This is a genomic window from Bacteroidales bacterium, assembly GCA_013141385.1.
Classification (GTDB): Bacteria; Bacteroidota; Bacteroidia; order Bacteroidales; family Tenuifilaceae; genus UBA8529.
On the sequence record JABFRB010000014.1, the window covers coordinates 106418 to 130257 of the forward strand.

Consider the following 23840-nt stretch of genomic DNA (forward strand, 5'->3'; position numbering starts at 1 on the left):
GAAAACGAAGACCCGCCTAACCAGCGGGTTTTTTATTTTATATAGTTTCTAATAATTAACATTACAAACCGTCAAGATTTTTTCATTAGGAACTGTAAAGTGCGAGAACATTTGCCAGAACCTTGCTTTTCTTTCCTTTAAGGTCATTAAATACCTATTGTGCGTGATGCTCTTCCGCATGTACCACCAAACCCGTTCGATGGGATTAAGGTTGGGCGAATAAGGAGGCAGGTACATGATTTCAATTTTTGGATTCCTCTCAATGAATGCCCCCAGCAGCTTGGCATGGTGGTACCGAACGTTATCAACAATTAGCACGATTTTGCCTGTCGCTCGGTATGCCCTGAGAAGTTTCTTGAGGTGCTTTCTAAAGGTCAGGTAATTGCCCTTGTCAGCAAAGCTTATCGTGATCTGGCCCGAGGCAATATTCAGGCTACCGAAGGTGGTCTGCCGTTCTCTTTGCCTCTGCTTGCATTCAATCACGGGCTGTTGCCCCTTCACGCCCCACGTATAGGAAAGGGTTGCAGTATTGCTCAGGCTGAACTCGTCCTCGAACAGGAAAACCGTATCAAGGGGTTCTTCCAGCAGTTTTTTTTAACGACTCGACGAACGCTGCTTGCTGGATGGGATCCGCTTCAGGGTACCTGCCTCTTGCCTTTTGGAAGGAGAACCCAAGCGCCTTGAGTATGTTGTATACCTGGGCCCTCTTGTATTCTACCCCAAAGGTTTTCTTGATGTACTCACCGATCAGGGGGCCGCTCCAGGTGGCGGAATTGAAGCCAAACTCATCCGGTCTATTATTTGTCAATACGCACTTCAACGCTTCCTGCTGGGCGAGATCCAGTTTGGGTTTTCGCCCGCTTCTGGGCTTATCCCTGAGCCCTTCTACGCCATCCTTGTTGAAGTTTTTTACCCATACGCAAAATCGCGAATGGGATTTGTAGTAAAGCCCCTCAAGTTTCCTAGAAGATAACCCTTTTTTTATTTGAATTAAGGCCATAATCCTTGACCCTACAACATAATCGGGGTTGCTGTTCAGGATGTTTTCGAGCTCTTCAACGGTAATGTTTGGAATGGATAATTTTTGCATAAGCGGTTTTATGCAAATATACAAATATTGTATTGTTATATATTAGATTATATGTAAACGGCAAGCTGCCGCCGAACATTATCCTCGAACAAGCAAGAATCGAAGAACATGCGCCCAAACAAAGAGTGGCTCTTCACCAAGTACGATGTATTCAACCGCCCAGTAATGACGGGTGTTTACACCCACAGTTCGGCTGCAACGCAGGCGCAGATGCAGGGATTCGTGGATGCCCTTTACAACCCGACTCCACCCGCTACCGCCAGAGCGTACTTCGTAACCCGCAACAACATAGGGGAAACAGGGTATACCGATGAGTCTTTCCCTATTACGGCCGATGGGATCACCGAGTACCTCTCTGTCACATACTACGACAACTACGGATTTCCCGGTGTACTGCCGTTCTACGATGCCAATGGCATGAACATCTCTGGCTATAGCGATGGCGAAGGGGCTGATACTCGGTACTTCGAGGAGCTCAAGGGGCAGGTAACTGGAAGCCGAACCAAAGTTTTAAACTCCAGTATCTGGCTCACCACGACCAACTACTACGATGATAAATACCGGGCAATCCAGTCACGGGGCGATCTGTACGATGGATCGAACAGTGGGAAGGAGACCACCTCCACCCTCTACGATTTCTTGGGGAAGGTTAAGCAAGCCAAACTAAGGCAGGAACTCAACGGGGCCTCCACCACGGTGGCGAAGTACCTCACCTATGACCATGCTGGCAGATTGCTTAAAGTAGAGCAGGAGATCGACGGGGCGAATCGCACCACGCTCTCCGATCTAACCTACAACGAGCTGGGGCAGCTACAACAAAAGAAACTGGGTGGAAACATACAATCTGTCGACTATAAATACAATATTAGGGGATGGCTAACAAGAATAAATGATCCCGATAATCTAGGAGTTGACCTGTTTGGCATGATGTTGAACTACAACACCGCCGAGGCGCAATTCACCTCACAGCCTCAGTACAACGGCAATATCTCATCCGCTGTTTGGAATACAACTGGTAAGGTTAAGAGTGCCTACGGTTACACCTATGATGCGCTAAACCGCCTCATAGAATCCGACTATAAGACCACCATCAGCGGAACACTCGCAGAGAGCGGTGCATACGAGGAGCGCAACCTAGCGTACGACCTGAACGGCAATATTAACCGCCTAGTGCGAACCAACGTTAGCGGTACTGTGTCCGATGATTTCACATATACCTACAACGGCAACCAGCTAAGTTCTATCAACAGCGGCACAGCCTACGTTTACGACCACAACGGCAATATGACCTCCGATGGGTTAAAAGGTTTCAACATTACCTACAACCAGCTAAACTTACCCTCACAGGTAAGCAAAAGTTCCGAAAATGTTTCATACATTTACAATGCGGCGGGTACTAAATTAGCCAAACTCCAAAATGGAACGCTAAAGCAGCTGTACGCAGGTTCTTTGGTTTATAATGAGAGCAAGGTGTTAGACTACATCCTGCACGATGAGGGAATGGTTGTAAAGCAAAGCGGAGGGTTCGAATACCAATATTTTATTAAGGATCACCTTGGTAATACACGGGTTGTATTCAACGGGAGTGGTAGCACATTACAGATAGCCGATTACTACCCATTTGGTAGCAGGTTTGTACCGTTTAGCCCCGAAAGCAGCAATAAGTACCTCTACAACGGTAAGGAGTTGCAAGATGATGTGATTGGTGGAGCTCAACTGGGTTGGTTGGATTACGGGGCACGGTTCTATGACCCGCAGATAGGACGATGGATGGTGATAGATCCGAAAGCTGATAAATATTTTCAAATATCTCCATTAGCTTATGTTGCAAATAATCCGTTGAAATTCATAGACCCTGATGGTAAAGAAATTCGCATAGTAATAAAAAATGATGGAAATGTATTAGAAACTGTTAAATATTCCAAGGGGAAATTATATACAAATGATGGAAAGGAATATACTGGAAAAAACTCATTCGCTTTAAAGATTCAAAACACTCTAAATAATCTTAATAAGGTTGATGATAAGAAAGTAAAAAACGTTCTTTCTACGTTAGAAAACAGTGAATTGAAACATTATATTCAATTTAATCCTTTTGGTCAGGATAACGCACATCCAAAGACTGATGATAGAAGTGCTGTTAACAAAGGCGAACGTTGCGGTTCTCGTATAGATGTAACTCTTGGTAAAGAAGAAACGGAAAAAGATGTTCCTAGTACTAATGAAACAATATTAGGACATGAACTTCAACATTCTTATGATTACGATCAAGGAAATATGGCTGGTGAAATGGATATTGAATCGTCGAATACAGATCCTAAAGAAATTAGAGCAGTTAATTTTGAAAATAGAATAAGATCTTTCTTTCATTTAAAAAGAAGAACTACTTATGGTGGCGAACCTATTGATAAATCTAAATTAGAGGAACAAAAAAAATGAAAAATAGTTTATTTTTGATAATCATAATTCTTTTTCTTCAAAACTGTAGTATTCCGCAGAATAAGAAATATATTTTCAACATATCAAAGAAGTACAAAGACTTTGATTTACTATTGGTAATTCCTGCGAATAATGGAAGCGAAACGGTAAATGTATGTATAAGTAACACTGAATTATTTAAGAATGTTTTCTCTGCTCACTATATTTCTGAGTACAATGATTTTACAAACTTTATTCAGTCGGTAATCAATAATAAAAAGAGTATTGATTTTAATAATTTAAAAGAACTCCCTTACAAAATAATTAATCCTAAAGCTGTTGTGTTTGATTATTACAAAGAAAAAGGATTAAATGGTTTAGTTGGTAGTTATTTAAACAAAGAAGGAAATCGTTTCAGTTCTGTTTACTCAATTAGTGAAGATGACAAATATGGTTTAATTAAGATTATGTTTGAAAATCATTATTATGTCTCATGGAATGATTATCGTGCTTGCTTTGTTTTCACGAAAGAGTTGGATAGTGAAGATGATCAAAAGTAAGTAAGATATACAAAAACAGAAAACCCGCTATTGATGATTGGCGGGTTTTTGTTTTTATGATGTCAGGCTGATTGCGTTAGATAGGTTATCGCTATGTTTTAAAGGGATTTAGCATTGCCTACAATCAACTAAATCTACCCTCACAGATAAGCAAAAACTCCGAAAATGTTTCTTACATTTACAATGCGGCGGGTGCTAAACTGGCTAAATTCCAGAACGGAACGCTAAAGCAGCTGTACGCAGGTTCTTTGGTATATAATGAGAGCAAGGTGTTAGACTACATCCTGCATGATGAAGGGATGGTTGTAAAAACCAGCAGTGGTTTTCAATACCAGTACTTCCTAAAGGATCACCTTGGTAATACTCGGGTGGTGTTTGAAGGAAGCGGTAACACGCTACAGGTAGCAGATTACTACCCATTCGGGAGTAGGTTTGTGCCGTTCAATCCTGAGAGTAGCAATAAGTACCTCTACAACGGCAAGGAGCTGCAGGATGATGTGATTGGTGGAGCTCAACTGGGTTGGTTGGATTACGGGGCTCGGTTCTACGACCCACAAATCGGCAGGTGGCATGTCATTGATAATAAAACTGAAAAATACTACTCTTGGAGCCCTTACGTCTACGCAATCAACGACCCTGTCAAGTTCACCGACCCAGACGGGAATGATATTTACATCTGGTATCCTGGCGATGATGGCAAACAAACACCTTTTAGATTTAATGGTACAAACGGGTCATCCGCACCAAGCAATGCCTATGTTCAAAGCGTGTTGAAGGCATATGATTACGATGTAAAAAATGGCGGCGGTGATAACCTAAAAGAAGCAGCGTCTAATTCGAAAATAAGGGTTTCAGTAGTAGAATCAAATGTTGAAACTGGAAGTTTCTATGACAATAACGGTAATGTCTATTGGAATCCTTTAGAAGGAACTCTTTCTGAAGACGGTTCATTAATTAGTTCGGCTGCAACTACTCTTGAACACGAGATGGATCATGCTGTTGATGATGCTAAAGACCCTGAAGCCCATAAGGAACGGGGCAGACAGGAAGATAAAAAATATGGTAATAAAGAAGAAGAAAGAGTAATAACTGGATCTGAAGCTAAAACGGCTCAAGCCAATAAAGAATATAAACCTGGGCAAAAGCAACAAAGTCATGGAGGAACTAGAATTATTTTAGAAAACCCAACTTCAACAAAAGTTGATAAAGCCAAATCTCTTAACATTTACGAAACATTGAAGAAAGCAGGATTTGATGTTGATAAATTTTTGAAAAATATAAACCAAAACATTAAATAATTAAAACTACAAATATGAATAGAGTAGTAATATTATTAGTTCTTTCATTTTTTCTTATTGTTTCTTGTATAAGAAAGAAGGAGAAAGCATCTAATATTGATAATATCAGCATCTCTTATATTACTGGATATATCAATACGCAGGTACCATTCGTTTGTGGCCAAATACCTGCAATATTACCTGCAATAAGAAAAGATACTATATTGGTTGATGAAAAAATTCTTTCTGAGGTAGAGCAACAGATTAAAGTATTACAGAATTTAAAAATGGATAGTACAACTTGTGACATTAGATTACAATGCAAAATTTTTTATAGAAACAAGACGTCTTCTAGTATATGTATTGGAATGTTTAATTGTATTATAAAAGACAATCTTAGAATGTGTAAGAATGACAACTTAACTTATTTAATAAAAAGGCATTCAGGTTATTATAATTATTTTTCTAAAGAAGATCTGGCCTACTTTGATGAACTAAAGCAATTTGGAATACCTAATGATTATAAAGATTTAAGGAGGGTAAATAGCCTTGATAGCATCCCATTATCGCCTCAATGAACAAAGACTTTAGGTACAATAATGATCAACAGAGAACCCGCCTAACGGTGGGTTTTTTGCATTTTAAACGGCAAGCTACCACTGAACAAGGAAATAATCGAGCAACATGCGCCCAAACAAAAAGTGGCTCTTCACCAAGTACGATGCGTTTAACCGCCCAGTGATGACAGGCGTTTACACCAACACCACCAGCCTAACCCGTGAGCAGGTACAATCCGTAGTAGAAACATTCTACAGCAACAGCAACAACAAATACTACGAAGAGACAGGCTCAGCAATCCTAGGCTACACAAACCAATCGTTCCCCAGCACTACCGCAGAATCCCTGCTCACCATCACGTACTACGATGGCTACCAGCAGCTAACCACCGCCAACGGATTTGGCACACTGGGGTTCCTAGCAAGCGGAATAATCGCATTCTGCGATAATGATGGGAACACCAACGGTTACCACGATTCCGTACGAGGGCAGGTAACAGGAACACGTGTAAAAGTGCTGGATGGCAACGAGCATACGGCCAACGCAAAATGGTTAGCCACAGCCACCTACTACGATGACCGCTACCGACCAATCCAAACCCGTGGAACCCTCTACGATGGGGCTACCGGGGGGATATTCACCACCTCCACCCGCTACCGATTTAATGGCTTGGTTGAGCAGGTTGCGGAGAGCCAAACCCTCAACAGCGTAACCACTGAGCGTAATACCTTCATGATCTACGACCATGCTGGAAGACTAACCAAAAAGGAGCAGCAAATTACTGGTGATGCTTCCAACGGCAGAGTCGCCATCGCCGAAATGACCTACAACGAACTGGGGCAGCTTCAGCAGAAGAAGTTGGGAGGAAACATACAATCGGTTGACTATAAATACAATATTCGGGGATGGTTAACAAGAATAAATGATCCCGATAACCTAGGGGCTGACCTGTTTGGTATGAAACTGTTGTACAACGATACCGATGCAAGCCTCGGGGGTACAGCCCAGTACAATGGAAACATATCAGCAACCGTTTGGAAAACACAGAGTAAAAAGAAGCGAGCCTACTCCTACTCCTACGATGAGCTAAGCCGTTTGCTCAGCTCAAATCATAAGGTATACAGCACTACCTGGGGGGATAGCACCTCGTACGAGGAGAAAAATATTTCCTATGATAAGAATGGGAATATCACCCACCTGCTCAGAACAAATCAAACTGGGGGTACATTAAATGATTTCACCTATACCTACAACGAAACCAAACTTAAACACTTTCAAAAACCAGAGTTAACACAAGCAAAATAATCGCATTTTGCGATAGTAATCGGTTAACAATGCGTTACACCATCCATTCCTCTCGTCTTGCCTTAGGTACAGGTAGCACAAAGTAAACTTCATTAAATAAAGACAGAAACTTTAATTTAAAGAACAACGGCGGTATAAAATACAATCGTTCTTTTATCAAAAAGTTGCATAGTTATTAGTGTATGCTGTAATTAATTAAAACATATTATGCTATATTATTATAGCATATACTTATTTAAAACATTTATAAATATTATAAATACATATTAAATCTATATTTAATATATTTGTTAACAAAATATAAAAAATAAACATAATGGAGTTGTTAAAGGTAAATTTCTTAGGCTTCAATTTAATTAATCCTTTTGTGCTTGCATCAGCCCCACCCACAAAAGATTACGATACTATAAAAAAAGCTTTCGACTTAGGATGGGCTGGTATAATCACAAAGAGCATTGTAATTGATGGATTACGTGACAAAACACCACGCATCGGTCATCTTAAATATAAAAACAGAATACTAGCAACTCAGAATTTTGAAATGGGTACTGAACATTCCGTCAGCCAATGGATGGAATGGGTCCAACGGCTAAGACAAGAGTATCCCGATCGGTTAATATATGTCTCCCTATTTGCAAGTTCAAATATTGATGACTGGAAAACACTTGCCTCCAACTGCCTAAATACTGGCATTCAAGGCTTGGAATTGAATTTCTCCTGCCCCCACAGCGACCATAACGGAAAAGGATCTGTTATTGGGCAAAATGAAGAATTATGTGCCGAAATAACATCCGAAGTAAAGAAAGTTGTTGGTAACGAGCTTAAAATCATGCCAAAACTTCCCTATCTGGTGCATCCAAACGAATCACATATATGTAAACTTTTAGTTGAATCTGGAGCCGATGCTTTTGCTGCCATAAACAGCATTGCAGGTTTATGCGAGTTTGATATATACAGCATGCAACCCAAGCTGAATGTTGGAGGCAAAACTACTGCTGGAGGAATCACATACGATTTGATAAGACCTTTCGGAAGGCTGATTATTGCAAACATTGCCAACGCTGTAGATCCAAAAAAATATCCAATATCGGCAACAGGCGGAGTTTCCAGAAAAATCGAATCCATGATTGAATATTTCTCGTTAGGTGCAAACCATTTACAGGTATGCTCCGAAGCAATGAATTATGGGTTGGAAGTTATTGATGATATGAAGAAAAATCTCACTTCTTATCTAAACGAAACAGGCAAAACACTCGATGAAATTCGTGGATGTGCGCTCCCGAAAGTAGTTGCTTGGGATAAACTTGATAAAACAACTCGTACTGCCCAGATTATTGAAGAGAATTGCACAAAATGTTACGATTGTACAACTTTCTGTATGTACAATGCAATCTCAGTCACTAAAGGCTCAGTTCCTAAAATAGATGCGAATGCTTGCGAAGGATGCGGTAGTTGTTATGCTGCTTGTTCCAAGAATTCAATTATATTAGATGATTTATCTCTTAAAATATAAGGGTTGAATCAAAACTGACGAAAAAATTTTGCACTCAAATCTTGTGTGTACAAAATCAGGACTTGAAAAGAAATAAATTTTTCAAATAAAAATAGTTTATGGCAAATACGAAAATGAAATACCCAGAAGTGATGAATTACATAGGAGGCAAATTGATTCCATGTAAAAACGGGAAATATTTTGATAAAATCTCACCCGTTGACGGATCGCTACTTTCAAAAGTTCACATTTCTTTATCCGATGATTTGGATGAAGCGGTCAATGTCGCTCAAAAAGCATTTATTGAATGGTCCGATAAAACAGTAAAAGATCGCGTTCAGATTTTATACAGATACAGGAACTTGCTCGAAAAATATCACGAAGATCATGCTCGAATTATTCACGAAGAAATTGGTAAAACTATTGAAGAGGGCAGACAGGAAGTTAGTAAAAGTCTTGAGCTGCTAGAGTTTGCATGCTCAATGCCGCAAGTAGCAACTGGTTCAAACCTATACGTAAGCGCAGGGGTGGAATGCAGAACCGAGCATATCCCTTTGGGTGTAGTTGCTAGTATTACACCCTTTAATTTTCCACACATGGTGCCTCACTGGACTTTTCCCAACGCATTAGCATTAGGCAATACCATGATACTTAAACCATCGCCAGCAGCACCAATATCTCCTATAAGAATAGCAGAATTACTACATGATGCAGGTTTACCCACCGGGGTATTAAACATTATAAACGGAGAAAAAGAGCTAGTAGATGCTATATGCGATAACCCAGGAATACAAGCGGTAACATTTGTTGGATCAACGCCTGTTGCAAAAGCAATATACACCAGAGCCTCGGCAAACCTAAAACGTGTTCTAACCCTAGGAAGTGCCAATAACCACCTAATTCTACTACCCGATGCAAACCTAGAGATGGCTGCCACAAACATTATAGCATCATTTACTGGAACAGCAGGGCAAAGGTGCATGTCTGCATGTGTTTTGGTAGCTGTAGGCGACTGTAATCCTATCATCGATAGAATTATTGAAATAGCAAGAGGAATAAAAGTGGGTATTGATATGGGTGCCATTATAAACGCAGAAGCAAGGGATAGAGTTAAGGGATTCATTGATCGGGCTGAACGTGACAGCGCAAAAATTATTGTTGACGGGCGCAATGCTGTGGTTCAAGGCAAAGAGAACGGTACGTATTTTGGGCCAACTATCGTAGATTTTGCAAATCCCGAATCTGAAATAGTTAAAAAAGAAAATTTTGGGCCAGTTCTAACCATAGTAAGAGTAAAAACCTTAGAGGAAGCGCTAGAAATCGCAAATTCATCGCCTTACGGGAATGGCAGTTCGATATTTACACAAAGCGGAAAATCAGCTCAAATCTTTGTTCAAAAAATTGAAGCGGGAATGGTTGGTATCAACGTTGGAGTACCTGTGCCCAGAGAGCCTTTTGGTTTTGGTGGATGGAAAGATTCTAAATTCGGTGCTGGCGATATAACCGGCGAGAGTTCTATAGGTTTTTGGACTAAGGCCAAAAAGATTACCACCAAGTGGAATCCTGAAGCAAAAGTAAATTGGATGAGTTAATCAGCAATGACACCTATAAGCAAAACGCAATCCATTGTCATTGGCTGCGCCGAACTCGTAAACTCGGTTACAGTCGAAGTCTTAGAATCTGAGTTTGAAAAAAGGGGATTCCGGGACTTCGCCCGGAATGACAGGTAAGTTAGTTTATCAAGTTGGTTATCTATACGAATATCATAAAAAATAAATTATGGACGAAATAATATCTTTAGAAGAAAGTGCTGCCTTGATAAACGAATCAAAGCAGTATACATTTTTCCCATGGAGTAAGCAATCAGGCTTAAACCCAGAACTTATAGACAGGGCTGAGGGAGTATATTTCTACACCGCAACAGGAAAAAAGTTTCTCGATTTTGCCTCCCAACTAGTTAACATGAATATTGGTCACGGCAACAAGTGGGTTACCAAAGCTATTGTAAAGCAAATGGATAAAGTGGCATTTGTTTGTCCGGCATTGTTCACAACCAAAATCCGTGGCGAAGTCGGTCGTAAAATTGCAGAAATTGCTCCTGGGGATCTCAATAAAACATTTTTCACTCTAGGAGGTGCTGAGGCTATTGAGAATGCTATGAAAATAGCAAGGCTTTATACCGGAAAACAAAAAATACTAACTCAATATCGGTCATATCATGGCGCAACTTACGGGGCAATAGCTGCCGGAGGCGATCCAAGAAAATTTTCGACCTATCAAAGCCTGATGCCCAATGTTGTACATTTCGAAGGGCCTTTCCCCTACCGCTGCCCTTGGGGAAGCAAAACCGAAGAGGAAGGAAAAGAACTTGCCCTGCAACATTTAGAACGCGTTATTCAGTTCGAAGGGCCAGGCACAATTGCAGCCATACTACTCGAAGGTGAATCGGGAACATCAGGATGTGTAAAATTTCCCGAAGGTTACTGGAAAGGCGTTAAAGCGTTGTGTGAAAAATACAACATCCTTGCAATTGCCGATGAGGTTATGAGCGGTTTTGGAAGAACAGGACATTGGTTTGGCGTTGATTATCATGGTGTAGTTCCAGATCTTTTAGTATTTGCAAAAGGTATAACTGCTGGATATCTTCCCCTTGGAGGAATAATTGTTTCAGATAAAATAGCTGCCCATTTCGACAATAATCCTCTGCCTATGGGTCTAACACATTACGCACATCCTGTATGCCTTGCAGCCGCTAGCGAAGTACTCGAAATTTACAAGGATGATAACATCATTGAAAATGCCTTTGAAATGGGGAAATATATCGATTCTCGCATGGTAGAATTAATGGCAAAACATCCTTCAATCGGCAGTTTCAGAAATCGCGGGTTACTTGGGTGCATCGAACTTGTTAAAAATAGGGCTAACAAAGAACCAATGGCTCCTTGGAATGCAACACCTGCCGAAATGGAAATTATGAGCAAAGTATCAGCTAAAATAAGGGAAAGTGGCGTTTACGCAATGGTTCGTTGGAATTGGATTTTCACAGCCCCCCCATTAACAGTTACAAAAGAGCAGATTGACGAAGGGTTGGCTGCAATTTCAAAAGGAATTTCTATTGCTGACCAGTATTGCTATTAATTAAAATATTTAGAACGCTGAAAACGATAAATTAGGAACTGGTAACAAGTGTTATGTTAAGTGTTAAACTAGTAATACCACCCCTACCCCTCCTTAAAAAGGAGGGGAAACCACCGCACTACTCTGTTATAGCCCCTTTAAGGGGTTGGGGTTTGTTTATTATATTAAAATAGCACTTGTATCTGGCAACAAACAAAACATTTACCCAGCAAATAAAACATTCAATACTTTTTTATATGTCAACATTAATTAAAAATGGAAGAATAATTACTGCTGCCGATGATTACTTAGCAGATATCTTCATCGAAAATGACAAGATAACATCTATCGGAAAAAACCTAAATTCAAAAGCAGATCAAACTATTGATGCCAGTAACAAATTGATTTTCCCCGGCGGTATTGATCCACATGTTCATTTGGACATGCCGTTTATGGGTACCTCATCAAGCGATAATTTTGAAACAGGAACAAGAGCGGCCCTATTTGGTGGAACAACCACTGTTATTGATTTCGTTATCCAAAAGAAAGGAAATTCTTTATACTCTGCCCTTGAAGAGTGGCGAAGCAGATCGGATGGAAAAACCTTAGGCGATTACGCCTTCCACTTTGCAGTTACCGATTTCAACGAGAATGTTAGAACCGAAATTAAGGATATGATTGAGAAGGAAGGCATAACCTCCTTTAAAGCATTCATGGCATACAAGGGTGCGTTAATGATTGATGACTCGCAGATGTTGGAACTCATGACTGAGATTAAGAAATACAACGGCATTGTTTCTGTGCATGCTACAAATGGCGGTATGATCGATTTTCTGGTTGCTAAACACAAATCCGAAGGTAAACTCTCTCCCCTATATCATTATCTTTCTCAACCCGAAATTACTGAAGCCGAGGCTACTGGAAGGTTTACCGATATGGCAAATCTAACGGGTGTAAAAAGTTATGTAGTTCATCTAACATGCGAAGGTGCTCTTAATCAAATCCTTGATGCAGCCAAGAGAAACCAAAAAGTATATGCTGAAACATGTATACAGTATCTGCTTCTTGATGCATCGCTGTATGACAAAGGATTTGAATCGGCTAAATGGGTGATGAGCCCTCCGTTAAGAGAAAAAAAGGATCAAGCAGCATTATGGTCAGGCATAAACAGCGGGTTAATTCAGGTTGTTGCCTCCGATCATTGTCCTTTTATGTGGGAAAAGAAGAAAATGGGAGAAGATGATTTCTCTAAAATACCAAATGGGTTTCCTGGAATTGAACACCGCATGGAATTGTTGTATTCCGAAGGGGTGAATAAAAATAGAATTACTCACTCCAAATTTGTAGAAATCACCTCAACAAATGGCGCTAAGATATTCGGAATGTCCCCTCAGAAAGGCACCATTGCGGTTGGTTCTGATGCCGATTTGGTAATCTTTGATCCAAACGAGAAACATATCCTATCATCAAAAACACATCATATGAATTGCGATTATTCAGGATTTGAAGGATGGGAAGTAACAGGGAAATGTAAAACAATACTTGTTCGTGGAAAAATTGCGGTGGACAACAATAAACTATTGATAGAAAAAGGGTACGGTAAATACATAAAGAGAAAAGCATAGCTGAATTTAAAGAATTCATTTTTAGAATACATTTCAATGTCGCTTAGCTAAAGAGATTCCGCATCAAGTGAGGAATGACAAGGGGTGACACCATTCTTACTGTCATTCCTGCGAAGGCAGGAATCCCTAACTTAATAGGAATTATACCTTAGCCAAACAACATTGAAATACATAATTACAAATAAATTTATTAACCTATTAAAAAAATATTTTATGCCAAGATTTATCAAATCAGGACTCATCCAAATGAGTATTCCTAAAACCGAAGGCGACGGAACTATCCCCGAAATAATTGATGCAATGATTCAAAAGCACATTCCATTTATAGAAGATGCAGGGAAAAAAGGTGTCCAAATCTTATGCCTTCAGGAAATATTTAGCACTCCATATTTTTGTCCGGGTCAGGACAGAAAATGGTACGTATCGGCAGAATCTGTACCCGGGCCAACCACCGACCTATTGGCAACCTATGCAAAAAAATACAGCATGGTAATAATTGTTCCTATTTATGAAAAAGAACAACCTGGCGTTTTATACAACACCGCCGCAGTTATTGATGCCGATGGAACATACCTTGGAAAATATCGCAAAAACCACATCCCTCACACATCAGGTTTTTGGGAAAAATTCTTTTTTAAACCCGGAAATTTAGGATACCCTGTATTCCAAACAAAATATGCCAAAGTAGGCGTTTACATTTGCTACGACAGGCATTTCCCCGATGGAGCAAGATGTTTAGGCCTTAACGGTGCCGAAATTGTATACAATCCTTCAGCCACAGTTGCAGGACTATCACAGCATTTATGGAAATTGGAACAACCCGCACACGCCGTTGCCAACGGCTATTTTATGGGTTGCATCAACAGGGTTGGAACAGAAAAACCTTGGAACCTCGGCAAATTTTTCGGAAGCTCATATTTTGTTGACCCAAGAGGTCAAATTATCGCCTGTGCTTCCGATAGCAAAGACGAATTACTAGTAGCCGATTTCGATCTCGATTTAATTGATGATGTAAGATCGACATGGCAATTCTTCCGTGATAGAAGACCTGAAACATATGGCAGGTTGGTTGATTTATAGGATGCCTCTGCCCAAACAGACGTTCTCATCTGTATTTCAACAACATAACAAAACCCTTAGATGTAACAAACTAGGGTTTTTGTTGTGAAAGAGATTAATTTGGTCTAAAAATATTACATTGACCATGGGTATACGTCAACAGTAAGGCTATAATTTTATCTTCGTTTTCCTTTCAGCGGTGTATATCTATGGCGTTTGTGCCTAGGTTGTGAAAAATGCCTGTTAAGGGGTTTATGCTTGGTATAAAAGGTTTTGGGTCGTCGGGCATTTCCTATTGTGAATCCTATCCCAATATCAACAGTATAATATAAATTGCCCAACTTACTATTTACCTTTCGCAGGTTGGAGTAGGTTAATGTATTATCGATGTACATATAGGGATCAAAAGATTTCCCCTTTTCACTAAGGTAGATATTGTACATTAAACCAAGGCTATAGCCAATCTTTGAATCATAAACCCGGTTATTCCTGTTTTGTCGCGCCAGAACCGTTCTATTAACCCCAAGGTATGGGTTTATTGAATATCTCCTTCTTGCCTTAAAAAAGCTGTACCCAATGGTGTATCTATCAATATCTAGCCCAAATTTCTCACTACTTAAGTGGTAAACAGTTCCAATTTTTAGCGAATCCTTAAAGTAAGAGTTTGCCGAACTGGAGGAAATTCCTATAAAAAAATTTTGTATGTAAAAGTAGCTGTGAAACTTCCCTCCCAATGGGCTTTGAAAGTATTTTGCAGTATTGGGATCAACAATTGTATAGCACCCGCCAAGCCTTAAATCCAATCCAATTGGGGGTTGATCGGCAAATACCCTCAACGTTAAAGTAAGTAAAAAGATGAAACCTCCTATTTTCCTCCCTACTCCCATTCTACATTGGTTTAATAAACCTCAACTACCAAATATCGCATTTTGCGATGGGTAAAATCAATACCTTGTTTAGTATTCCTAGTGAATTTGTTATTTTTACTTGCCATTAAGATTAAAAATCAAAGATACAAATCTTTTAAATCGTTGTTTTCCTATAAGTTAAACAACTTCATCAAAACAGTTTTTGTTCATTACAATATAATAATTCTATTGATTAGTTGAACGATAATGGATTACAGTTAATGAAACAGCATACGGAATATCCTATAACCTCTCTTGCCTATGCAAACGCTTATGATTGTGTATCAAATACATAATAAAAACAAATAATAAACCTAATTGTAACAAGCTAGGTTTATCATTTAATATGTCTAAACCTTGATTGAAGCAGATTGTAGGATTAAGCAGATTTTGTATATTTACAGTTAGAGTAGCAAAGTAAACAGCTATAATACCTTAAGCAGTTAGCAGAAAAGAAAAGCTTACTAATTCTGCGAAATCTGCTTAATCATTTAAAATCTGTGGTTAAGACTTTTTTTTGCGATGGAAGATTATAAATACAAAGATATTACCGGAAAAATTATCGGAGCAGCTATGCAGGTACACAAAGTACTTGGAAATGGTTTTCAAGAGGTTATCTATCAAAGAGCATTGGAGATTGAATTCCCATTGGCAGGGCTAGACCATAAGCGTGAATTTGAAATGCCAATCCATTACCGAAATCAACAGATTGGAACAAGACGGGTTGATTTTCTTATTGAAGAAATTATATCAGTAGAAATAAAGGCGGTTACAAAACTTGAACCTGTTCATTTGGCACAAGCCATTAATTACCTCGAAGCCTATAATATTGAGGTTGGCCTACTAATTAACTTTGGTTGTAAAAGTTTAGAATTTAAACGGCTAATCAATTCAAAATACAAAAACTCCTCATCTGCAAATCCTTACTAAAGCAATGCAGCAAGCAAACAATAAACCCCACCCCAACAAATTACAAAACCAGAATTAGCAACAAGTAAAATAATCGCATTTTGCGATAATAAAAGGGATGGTGCACATAGTATAGGACGTTGTGAGAATTTTATTTTTTGATGCTCGTTTATCAAAGCATAATCTGTGCTAAGACAACACCAAACAATAAACCCAGCCGTAATAAGCTGGGTTTACTGTTTTTATTGCAACTTTATGGTAAAGCCATCGTTTGGGTTACTCCACACCCAAAACTTCCTTAAAAGCCTTTTTAAATGAATCTTTCGGAAGGGCTCCTTGTGCCATTTGGGGTTGTGCATCCTTTGGAACAAATAGTAATGAGGGAATGCTTTTAATTCCAAACACGGAGGCTAACTCTTGTTCGCTCTCAGTATCTACCTTATAGATATTTAGCTTACCATCGTACTCCTTTGAAAGTTCCTCTAATATTGGAGCAACCATTTTACAGGGTCCACACCAATCAGCATAAAAATCGATAATGGCAGGTTTATCGCCTTCAAATTTCCACTCGGTATTCTTTTCGTAGTTAAATACCTTTTGCTTAAATGTTTCTAAAGTTAAGTGTTCAATCATATTTTTAAATTTATTTGGTTTCCTTTTTAACAAATTAACATATCTACATATATCAAATTATATACCAAAACCAAAGTTATGCCCTTTTGTTCTATGAAATGTAATTGATATTTATCAAGAGTTGTGAATTTTTTGGTTATTGAGTTATTTTTTGAATATCGGCAATATTGTCACTCTTAACTATTCATTTTTAATTTTTCACTTTTAACTTTCCTCTTTATACTCGTCCGTTAATGAATTTATAATCGGTATTAGTTGTATTTTTGTCACTGGTAAATTTGTATTTCCCATTGATAATGCAGCAATATCTAAAGCAAGATATTTTCAAAATTGTATCAGAAGTAGCTGATATTGAAAACACACAGGCATTTGTGATTGGTGGTTTTGTTCGCGATATTTTTCTGAAACGAAACTCGAAGGATATTGATATTGTTGTACTAGGAAATGGAATTGATATTGCAAAAAAGGTATCAAAAAGGATAAAAAGATCAACAGTATCCGTTTTTAAGAATTTTGGTACAGCCCAACTGAAGTCCGATGATCTTGAGGTTGAATTTGTTGGTGCAAGGAAAGAGTCGTACCGCCTAGATTCCAGGAAACCAATAGTAGAAAACGGAACGCTTGAGGATGATCTTATGCGCAGAGATTTTACTATTAATGCGCTTGCCATCAGCCTAAATTCCAAAACCTACGGGAAACTGCTAGATCATTTCAAGGGACTAGAGGATATTGAGGATCGGATTATAAGAACACCGCTTGATCCTGACCAAACTTTCTCCGATGATCCTCTTCGGATGATTAGGGCAATAAGGTTTGCCACACAGCTGAACTTTACAATTGAGCAAAAGACTTTTAAGTCAATTCATCGGAACCGAAGTCGCATAGAGATTGTATCGCAGGAGCGAATTGTTGAGGAACTTAACAAGATTTTACTTTCGAATCGCCCATCAACTGGCTTTTTGCTACTGGACCAATCGGGATTACTCGAGCTGATTTTTCCAAAACTATTCAACCTAAAGGGAAGCGAAACAAAGAATGGCTTAAGCCATAAGGATAATTTTATGCATACCCTTCAGGTACTCGATAATGTTTCCAAAAAAACCGACAATTTATGGTTACGTTGGTCGGCATTACTACACGATATTGCTAAACCAGATACAAAACGTTATTTTCCTAAGCAAGGATGGACTTTTCATGGGCATGAGTTCCTCGGTGCAAAAATGGTTCCTATCATTTTCAGAGATTTAAAGCTACCACTTAACGAGAAGATGAAGTATGTTCAAAAAATGGTTCAGCTTCACCTACGCCCTATTATACTTTCGCTTGAGATAGTTACCGATTCAGCAGTTCGTAGGCTACTTTTTGATGCTGGTGATGATATAGATGATTTAATGATTCTTTGCGAGGCCGATATTACCTCAAAGAACGATAGTACCGTTCGTAAGCATCTTGCCAACTTTAAAATTGTAAGGCAAAAACTTAAAGAGCTAGAGGAACGGGATACTATCCGAAATTTCCAACCACCAATAACTGGCGAACTTATTATGGAGACTTTTGATATTAAGCCATGCAGGGAGATTGGTATTATTAAGATTGCAATAAAGGATGCTATCCTCGATGGTATTATTCACAATAATTTTGATGAGGCTTACGCACTAATGCTTGAAAAGGGGAAGGAGTTAAAGCTGACACCAAAGTCAGAATCACAAAAAGGAAAAAAGAAAGAGTTGGAATAATTATCCAACTCTTTTCAGTTAATCTAGAGTTCTGAACTTTTTAAAAAGTTCGGAACTCTTATCAAACTCAAAATGGTTTAATCAAAAAATTACTTATTAAACTTCGCTAAGATATCTTTCACAGCATCCTTATGAATGGTAAAGCCCATCATTTTTAGTTTCACATAATCCTCATGGAAAAAATAGTAACCAAACTCAGGAGCATTAGTATCTCCATTGCGTGAACCAGAGCCAGAGTCTTTAATAAGATACCAATCTTTTCCATCGCGCTCACAGTAACCAACTATGTGGATTCCATGATCGTCGGTTGTTGTTTCGTTTGTAAAGCGGAATTGACGTGCATCGTCGTTAATATATGCCGATGGGATATCGAATGAAGGTATCATAGCCGCTTGAGTGGTACGTGAAAAACCTGGTTCAGATACGTCTCCCCCAATGCTCATGGTATACCCATTGCGAATAGCCTTCTTAATAGCATCCATAAATACATCAAGGGGAACATTGTAATAATCGGTACTATGCCACCAGTTATCGGGAACCTTATATTCCACCTGCTTCCAGTACGGTTCTTGTTTTATGGAAAGAATATCAACATAATCACTTGGATAAATTTTAACATAGTCTTTTAGGAATGATATTGGAGTATATTCTTTGCCTTCGTATGTAAATTTGACAGGTGGCTCACCCAAATATTTATTCATAATGGATTTAAAGGTAGATAAAACCCATTCTTCGTTCCAAGAATTGGAGGCTTTAACTGATTCCAAAAATGATTTTAGCTCATTATACAACGCTTCATGGGTGTGATATTTACGCCCAACAGGTAAGGCTGAATATACCGAAAGAGGCATACAACCATATTTTTCGTACATACGAGTTAAGGCATTGCCCTCGGAACCCTCACCAAATGCCGAGTTGCCCCTTTCCTTAACGTAACGACTAGCCTTCTCAAGGTACTCATTGTATACAGTAAACATCTCCGAAAGTCTAATCTCCTTATTGTAAATACGTTTCACCTCTGACTCTAGAAATGATGTGGTTGAAAAGCACCAGCATGTGTTCGTATTTCCCTGTGAAACTGGAGGGAAAGCCCACATACGTTTATAATCAGCGACTTTGTTAGGGATTTTAGAGATATCCTGTACCATTTGGAAGCTAGTTTTATGCTCTTTAGGTTTCAGGTTTTCGTTAACAGCATTAACATCTTTTAATATTGAATTAAGGTAAAATCCGGGTTCAACATTTATGAACTCCGATTTATCTTGGGTTTGAGCAAATGTCACACATTTCAAACCCAGAATTATAAAAGCAAGAATAATAGTCCGTCTCATTTTCAATGATTTTATTTTATGTTGATATTTTTGTTTATTGGTACTGGTATCGCAATGAATTCGAAACCATGTTAATTACAACAGTTTGTTAAATTTTATTATTGACTTGTAACATCTTGTTTTTGTGATATTTTGTGTTTTCGTGTTTTGGTGTCAAAATTTTATAATAGCCACAAAATCACCAAGTCACACCAAAAAGTTTACCGAACTATTATTAGATAGTGAATTCTTAAAAAAGTTTACCCCTTCATTTTCAACTTTCACATAAAAAACCTGTTAAGCCCTAAACTTAACAGGTTTAAAGAAGTTTCCGTTCCGTTTATTATTTAACCTTCCAATTCTCCCAAATACCATCAACCGAATTACTAATGTTGATTTGTGGTGTTTGAACTTTTCCACCTAGAGCAGTTTCCTTTTTAACATTGCTGATAATGGAGCTTGCTAAATCTTTGTAGGAAATATTTCCTTTGGAATCCTGTATATTCTTTAACAAGAAATAGGTTAAATATCCATGTTGCTTTTCGCGATACACTCCGGATGATTCATCACCGGTGCTTGAAGTGAATACAACCATATTCCCATTTACAACATTCTCTTTTGGTCTAACCTTAACGCCTTTCATGGCAATTAAACCTTGATTACGAGCACCTCCGCTAAAACATGCATCAAGAAAAACTGTAATTTTTTTAGAAGAGAATTCGCTCAACTTAGCATACAAATCATTTAATTTCACTCCTTGATTTGCATTGCTTCCGCTAACATCAACAGGGATTAAATACCCCTCTTTGGTTTGTTCATCGGGTAATCCATGTCCTGAGTAGTAAAAGATAATTTCGGCATTACCCTCCTCAACTTTAACAAGGTTTGTTAACCATGCAATTCCTTGACTCATCTGAGCCGATGTAGCATTAAGTAGAAGTTTTACCTGTTTTTCGGGTACTCCAAAGGTTTTGACACAATATTCTTTAAATACTTTAGCATCATTTGCAGCAAAATCTACATTAACTTCGCTACTTAGGCCTGGCTGAAAGGTAGTATAATCCTCATTCCCTATAATTAAAGCATAGGTGTTTGATTTCACGGCTGAACTTACAGGAATATCTAAATCAACATCTGCTTTCCCAACGCTAATTGTATTTGTACCCTTCTTAATTGAACTGCTAGAACCACCCGCTCTATCCTCAACATCAATAACAATGTCATTAAATTTATAGTTAATACTGGTTGTGGCATAGGTTGCATTATTCTTACTATCGTAGATGTATTTCTTTTTACTTACTGGGTTAACAATCTCAGCATAAGCAAGAACAAAATTATTATCCTTTACATAAAAATCGGAGTTATTGAATTGATAGTTTGTAAAGTTTTGTTTGAAGATTGGTGCTTCTGCAACTGGGACTGGAACAACAAATTCGCCAAGTTCATCAGAGGTAAGTAAGAAACTTTCATTATCGGCATCGTAAAGGCCAAGTTTAATATTTTTATAGTTGACCGATTCCTTAAAATCCTTTTTCAGGGTTGCAATAGCCTCTTTCTGAAAATCTTCTATCTTTTTACTCCGTGATGTTTCGTTCACACGAAGTTTATAATCGACTGTTTTTTCAAATTCTCCCTTCTGCTGCCATTGATTCACTTTATCCTCAACATAAGCTTTAATACGATCTGATAAACTCGCTTTTTTATTTACAAAATTTGTATTCGTCTCAGAACTATTACTGCTTGTTGATGAGTTATTTGCCAGATAGGTTTTGTTATTTTGATCGACTTCGCCTTTGTAAACTCCATTTACCCAGTATCCTTTACTTACCGTACCATCAGCCTTTGTGTAAGTTCCAGAACCATCCTGATTTCCGTCTTTCCAATTTCCAACGTGAGATGATCCGTCAGTCCAATAGAAAGTACCATATCCATTACGTGTGTTGTTATTAAAATTTCCAATATATTTCATCCCATCTGGGTAGATATATGTACCCTGACCACTTCTTGAACCATCATTCCAATAGCCTTCATACTTTTCGCCGCTTTCATAAATCCAAACTCCAAAACCATTACTGCAATTACCATTAACGCACCCAACTGTACTTGAAGTTGAGCCTGCTAATTTTCCATCTTTGAATAACCCAAGTGATTTTGTTCCATCAGCATAAAACTGAGTACCATAGCCATTCTGTTTGCCAGACTCCCATCCTCCAATGTATTTTGATCCCGAATGCCAGTAGTAATAACCCTGTCCACTCATATAGCCACTTTTCCAATCGCCTATATACTTATCGCCCTCCCAGTTACCTTGACCCCATGTATATATACCAAAACCATTATCACAATCGCCTGTTAAGCATTTAGATTGGGCCGCAGTACTGGTGTTACTTTGATTTGATTCACCGATATAGCTCCCTTTTTCAAATTTACCAACCTGCTTTGTTCCATCAACTTTTGTATAAGAACCACTTCCATCCTGATTTCCATCCTTCCAATTACCTACATAGTTTGAACCATCAGTCCAGTTATAGGTTCCATAACCATTCCTCTTATGATTAAGAAAGCTACCATCATATCTTTCACCATTGGAGTAAAGGTATGTTCCTTGTCCCGATCTATAACCATCCTTAAAATACCCCTTATACTTATCACCTGTATCATATATCCATACACCATAGCTATTATTACAATCACCTGAAACACATGATGATTCAGTATAATTTTTGCTTGTTAATTTAGCATTCACCCATAAGCCAACACTTTTCGTCCCATTTGCAAAATATTGTGTTCCATAACCATTAATCACACCTGCAGACCATGTACCAACATACTTATCGCCATTAGCCCATGTATATACACCCTCACCATCTCTATTTCCATTTTTCCACTCACCAATATATTTATCCCCATTACTAGTACCTGTTTTCCATTCATATATGCCCCAACCATTCTCGCAATCACCACAAATACATGACGATGTTGTTGATGATGAAGATGCTAAATTGCTATTATCCTCATCGGTTGTTCCTACATAACTTCCATTTTTGTAATACCCGGTTTCAACTTTTCCATCGGAGCCAGTATAGGTTCCATAGCCATCTTGGCTTCCATCCTTCCAATTTCCATAATATGAAGAGCCTGCAATCCAATTATATGTTCCATAACCGTTTCGCTTATTATTATCAAAATTGCCAACATACTTATCGCCATCGGCATATAAATATGTTCCTTCGCCATTCCTATAACCACCCTTCCAATATCCTGAATAAATATCACCAGAATCAAAAACCCAAACTCCATATCCATTATCGCAATCACCACTTAAACAAGCAGCTGAAGTATATTTAGTACCAACTAACTCCGCATTCTGCCAATTACCAGAGGTTTTCGATCCATCTGTAAAATATTGTGTTCCATAGCCGTTAATTACACCCTTAGACCATGTTCCAATATATTTCTCGCCTGTATGCCAAGTATACACACCTTCTCCGTCGCGATAGCCATCTTTCCATTCTCCAATATACTTATCGCCACTACTTGCTCCTGATTTCCATTCATAAACGCCCCAGCCATCTTGGCAATTACCTACAGTGCAGCTTGATGTTTGACTATAGCAATAATTAGTTATGAAGGAAAATGATAAAATAAAAATTAAGGCTTTCATATAGTTGTTGGTTTGGTTATAAGTTCAAATATTTAATCTTGACAATACGGTCTCAAACGATAACGATTTATGCGTAAATTTAGCTCTCATTAACATTAAATAGAATAAATTTGAAGGAATTTTTTCTAGTAAACAATTAAAACTGTGTAATGGTTTATCAATCAACAAATAGTTAAACC

Annotated in this window: 18 protein-coding genes; 12 read left to right on the forward strand and 6 right to left on the reverse strand. The window is 38.4% G+C overall.

The window, feature by feature from the left end; all coding sequences use genetic code 11:
* Window positions 1–48: 48 nt before the first annotated feature.
* Both HOO91_07090 and HOO91_07095 read right to left on the reverse strand, forming a co-directional pair.
* Window positions 49–585, reverse strand: coding sequence for an IS630 family transposase (locus HOO91_07090; protein ID NOU17304.1), 537 nt, complete (start codon window positions 583–585; stop codon window positions 49–51).
* Complete coding sequence (locus HOO91_07095; protein ID NOU17305.1) at window positions 569–1090, reverse strand: IS630 family transposase; 522 nt, start codon at window positions 1088–1090, stop codon at window positions 569–571. The genes HOO91_07090 and HOO91_07095 overlap by 17 nt, the downstream gene beginning before the upstream one ends.
* Before the next feature lie 108 nt (window positions 1091–1198).
* Here HOO91_07095 and HOO91_07100 point away from each other — a divergent pair, with 108 nt between their 5' ends.
* The 10 genes from HOO91_07100 to HOO91_07145 all read left to right on the forward strand — a co-directional run bounded on the left by HOO91_07100 (window position 1199) and on the right by HOO91_07145 (window position 14522).
* Window positions 1199–3529 carry an RHS repeat-associated core domain-containing protein gene (locus tag HOO91_07100; protein ID NOU17306.1) on the forward strand — a complete coding sequence of 777 codons (2331 nt, stop codon included), beginning with the start codon at window positions 1199–1201 and terminating at the stop codon, window positions 3527–3529.
* Entirely contained in the window at window positions 3526–4068 is a 543-nt protein-coding gene (locus tag HOO91_07105) for a hypothetical protein (GenBank protein NOU17307.1), read from the forward strand. The genes HOO91_07100 and HOO91_07105 overlap by 4 nt, the downstream gene beginning before the upstream one ends.
* Before the next feature lie 269 nt (window positions 4069–4337).
* Window positions 4338–5366: an RHS repeat-associated core domain-containing protein gene (locus HOO91_07110; GenBank protein NOU17308.1), complete on the forward strand. Its 1029-nt coding sequence runs from the start codon at window positions 4338–4340 to the stop codon at window positions 5364–5366.
* A gap of 14 nt (window positions 5367–5380) precedes the next feature.
* Window positions 5381–5923 (forward strand): hypothetical protein, encoded by a 543-nt coding sequence (locus tag HOO91_07115; protein ID NOU17309.1) that lies wholly within the window; start codon window positions 5381–5383, stop codon window positions 5921–5923.
* A gap of 106 nt (window positions 5924–6029) precedes the next feature.
* Complete coding sequence (locus HOO91_07120; protein ID NOU17310.1) at window positions 6030–7208, forward strand: hypothetical protein; 1179 nt, start codon at window positions 6030–6032, stop codon at window positions 7206–7208.
* A 316-nt stretch (window positions 7209–7524) separates the two neighbouring features.
* Window positions 7525–8721 (forward strand): hypothetical protein, encoded by a 1197-nt coding sequence (locus HOO91_07125; protein ID NOU17311.1) that lies wholly within the window; start codon window positions 7525–7527, stop codon window positions 8719–8721.
* A gap of 113 nt (window positions 8722–8834) precedes the next feature.
* On the forward strand, window positions 8835–10292 hold the full coding sequence (locus HOO91_07130; GenBank protein NOU17312.1) for a CoA-acylating methylmalonate-semialdehyde dehydrogenase: 1458 nt from the start codon (window positions 8835–8837) through the stop codon (window positions 10290–10292).
* Between the two features lie 187 nt (window positions 10293–10479).
* Window positions 10480–11838: an aminotransferase class III-fold pyridoxal phosphate-dependent enzyme gene (locus tag HOO91_07135; GenBank protein NOU17313.1), complete on the forward strand. Its 1359-nt coding sequence runs from the start codon at window positions 10480–10482 to the stop codon at window positions 11836–11838.
* A gap of 236 nt (window positions 11839–12074) precedes the next feature.
* Window positions 12075–13442, forward strand: coding sequence for a dihydropyrimidinase (hydA, locus tag HOO91_07140; protein ID NOU17314.1), 1368 nt, complete (start codon window positions 12075–12077; stop codon window positions 13440–13442).
* 246 nt (window positions 13443–13688) lie between these two features.
* Window positions 13689–14522 carry an acyltransferase gene (locus HOO91_07145; protein NOU17315.1) on the forward strand — a complete coding sequence of 278 codons (834 nt, stop codon included), beginning with the start codon at window positions 13689–13691 and terminating at the stop codon, window positions 14520–14522.
* A 155-nt stretch (window positions 14523–14677) separates the two neighbouring features.
* Here the strand turns inward: HOO91_07145 and HOO91_07150 are convergent, their stop codons facing one another.
* Entirely contained in the window at window positions 14678–15388 is a 711-nt protein-coding gene (locus HOO91_07150) for a hypothetical protein (GenBank protein NOU17316.1), read from the reverse strand.
* Window positions 15389–15931: 543 nt separating this feature from the next.
* Between HOO91_07150 and HOO91_07155 the strand changes: the two genes are divergently transcribed.
* Window positions 15932–16339 (forward strand): GxxExxY protein, encoded by a 408-nt coding sequence (locus tag HOO91_07155; GenBank protein ID NOU17317.1) that lies wholly within the window; start codon window positions 15932–15934, stop codon window positions 16337–16339.
* Window positions 16340–16594: 255 nt separating this feature from the next.
* Here HOO91_07155 and trxA read toward each other — a convergent pair whose 3' ends face one another.
* A complete protein-coding gene (trxA, locus tag HOO91_07160; protein ID NOU17318.1) occupies window positions 16595–16951 on the reverse strand; it encodes a thioredoxin in 357 nt (118 codons plus the stop codon).
* Window positions 16952–17247: 296 nt separating this feature from the next.
* On the opposite strand from trxA, the gene HOO91_07165 reads away from it, so the two are divergent.
* The gene (locus HOO91_07165) at window positions 17248–18687 is read left to right on the forward strand and encodes an HD domain-containing protein (protein ID NOU17319.1); all 1440 of its coding nucleotides are present in this window, start codon (window positions 17248–17250) and stop codon (window positions 18685–18687) included.
* An 89-nt stretch (window positions 18688–18776) separates the two neighbouring features.
* Here the strand turns inward: HOO91_07165 and HOO91_07170 are convergent, their stop codons facing one another.
* Window positions 18777–20018: a peptidase C1 gene (locus HOO91_07170; GenBank protein NOU17320.1), complete on the reverse strand. Its 1242-nt coding sequence runs from the start codon at window positions 20016–20018 to the stop codon at window positions 18777–18779.
* A gap of 322 nt (window positions 20019–20340) precedes the next feature.
* Window positions 20341–23661, reverse strand: a complete 3321-nt coding sequence (locus HOO91_07175; GenBank protein ID NOU17321.1) for a hypothetical protein — start codon at window positions 23659–23661, stop codon at window positions 20341–20343.
* Window positions 23662–23840 lie beyond the last annotated feature (179 nt).